The organism is Brevundimonas sp. CURTG3B2_SDJG, from assembly GCF_057364705.1.
Window position 1 is genome coordinate 1 of the sequence record NZ_JBNFOJ010000388.1, and the last position, 2271, is coordinate 2271.

A 2271-nucleotide genomic window follows, 5' to 3' on the forward strand; every position below is an offset into this window, starting at 1 on the left:
GCCTGGAGCCGGGCGTCGTGGCCCTGGCCGCCGTGGCCGCCTCGAACGGCGCTCATGACCCGCGGGCAGGGGGGCGTGCGGCGCGTGACCGTGATGATCGTCGTGCGACATGGCGCTTTGGCGGCCCCCATCCGCGTCTCGGCCCGGCACTATGGCAGATCGCGCCCTCGGGCCGACAGCGTTCTCCCGCGACGCGAAGCGCCACCGTTCGGGTATCGCCGTTAACCCTGCCGCCCGGCAAGTGAAGTTTCGGTCAGAACGGATACCGCGCCATCGCCGCGGCGCAGGCCAGGACCACGACCACCAGCGCCATCTGCAGGCGCAGCGCCAGGCGGCCGCCTGACCTCGGCCTCGGGCGGCTGGAACGCGTCGTCCGCCTTCGCTAGCCGGCCCCAGCGCAGGAAGGTCCGGGTCGGCGCCAGCGACAGCAGGCCGATCGCCGCGAAGGCCGCCATCTTGGCCCAGAAGAACGGATTGGCCTCGTAGAAGGCCCAGCCCTTGCCGCCCCAGATCACCCGGCCGACCCCGACGCCGATCACCAGGACGGCGGTCAGGCCGTAGCCGGCGTCGATCCGCCCCAGCCGCCTCACGTCGATCCGCGCCTCGCGCAGCAGGACGGCCTCGACCGCCAGCATGGTCGCCAGGCCGAAGACCAGGATGTGGTGGGCGATGGCCAGCAGCAGGTCGGTCATGGGGCCTCTCTTCGTTTTGCCTCAAGGGCGAGTATAAGCGCCGCAGCATGACACGTTTTCTGATCGTTGCAGCCGGGGGCGCCCTGGGCGCCGTCGCCCGCTATGGCGTCGGCCGGGTCCTGCCGGCCGCGGGCTGGCCCTGGGGCACGCTGACGGTCAACCTGGCGGGCGGCCTGCTGATGGGGCTGCTGACCGGCTGGCTGGCCTTCCGGGGCGGGGCCCAGTCCGAGACGATCCGCCTGTTCGCCGCCGTCGGCGTGCTGGGCGGGTTCACCACCTTCTCGGCCTTTTCCTCGAGACCGCCCTGATGATCGAGCGCCGCCAGTTCGCCCTGGCCGGCGGCTATGTGGCCGCCTCGGTGGTGCTGTCGATCGCGGCGCTGTTCGCCGGGCTGGCCATCGCCCGCCGCGCCTTCGGAGCCGCCCTTTGACCGACGAACCGCCCGCCGACGCGCCGAAGCGCGAGGTCCAGACGATCTACGTCGCCGAGGCCGAGGACGGCATCCGGCTGGACCGCTGGTTCCGCCGCCGCTGGCCGCACCTGTCCAACATCCAGGTGCAGAAGATGGCCCGCTCGGGCCAGATCCGCGTCGACGGGGCCCGCATCAAGCCCGAAGGCCGCCTGACCGCCGGCGCCGCCGTCCGCGTGCCGCCGATCCCTGAGGACACCTCGCGCCAGGCCGGCGATCCCCACGCCCTGTCCGAGAAGGACATCGCCTTCGCCAAGTCCCTGGTCCTCTACGAGGACGACATGGTCATCGCCCTGAACAAGCCCCACGGCCTGGCCGTCCAGGGCGGGACCAAGACCAGCCGCCACGTCGACCGCCTGCTGTCCGCCTGGGGGGAGGGGATGGACCGGCCCCGCCTGGTCCACCGCCTGGACCGCGACACCTCCGGCGTCCTGTTGCTGGGCAAGGGCCCCGAGGCGGCCAAGCGCCTGGCCGGCGCCTTCGCCCGCCGCCAGGCCAAGAAGACCTATTGGGCCATTGTCATCGGCAATCCCAAGCCCTCGTTCGGCCAGATCGACATGCCGCTGAAGAAGACCGGCATCGCCGACTTCGAGATGATGCGTCCCGCCGACCGCAAGGATCCGAGGGCCGAGCCGGCCGAGACGGCCTTCGCCACCATCTCCCGCGCCGCCCACCGCGCCGCCTGGATGGCGCTGCGCCCCTTCACCGGCCGCACCCACCAGCTGCGCGCCCACATGGCCGGCATCGGCCACCCCATCCTGGGCGACCCCAAGTACGGGGACGACAAGTCGCGTGAGTTGTCGGGCCCGCTGAAGCTGCAACTGCACGCCCGCCGCATCGAGCTGGACCATCCGGCCGGCGGCAAGCTGATCGTCGAGGCGCCCCTGAGCCCCGAGATGAAGGCCGGCTTCGCCCATTTCGGCTTCGACCCGCGCGAGGGCGACGAGAGCGACCCGTTCGAGGGCGTCAGGCGCGTGCGATGACGCCGGCCGAAGCCATGGCGATGGAGCGGGCCCGGGCCTTGGCCGCCGCCGGCCAGATCGAGCAGGCGGTGGGCCTGCTCAAGTCGATCGGCCGCCTCGACGTCGCGCTGGAGCTGCGCGAGGCGGG

The 2271-nt window shown here is 72.3% G+C and carries 2 protein-coding genes and 1 pseudogene; 2 read left to right on the plus strand and 1 reads right to left on the minus strand.

Annotation, left to right across the window (positions count from 1 at the left end; genetic code table 11):
• Window positions 1-221: 221 nt before the first annotated feature.
• Window positions 222-692 carry a DUF2214 family protein gene (locus AC2W7C_RS16965; protein ID WP_486002430.1) on the minus strand — a complete coding sequence of 157 codons (471 nt, stop codon included), beginning with the start codon at window positions 690-692 and terminating at the stop codon, window positions 222-224.
• A 47-nt stretch (window positions 693-739) separates the two neighbouring features.
• Between AC2W7C_RS16965 and crcB the strand changes: the two are divergent.
• Window positions 740-1122: pseudogene (gene crcB / locus AC2W7C_RS16970) on the plus strand (fluoride efflux transporter CrcB).
• Window positions 1119-2144, plus strand: a complete 1026-nt coding sequence (locus AC2W7C_RS16975; RefSeq protein WP_486002431.1) for an RluA family pseudouridine synthase — start codon at window positions 1119-1121, stop codon at window positions 2142-2144. Before crcB ends, AC2W7C_RS16975 begins: the two are co-directional and overlap by 4 nt.
• Window positions 2145-2271 lie beyond the last annotated feature (127 nt).

Bases quoted from the DNA above. Each gene is read 5' to 3' on its own strand.
- AC2W7C_RS16965 (WP_486002430.1), bottom strand. From the start codon at position 692: ATGACCGACCTGCTGCTGGCCATCGCCCACCACATCCTGGTCTTCGGC.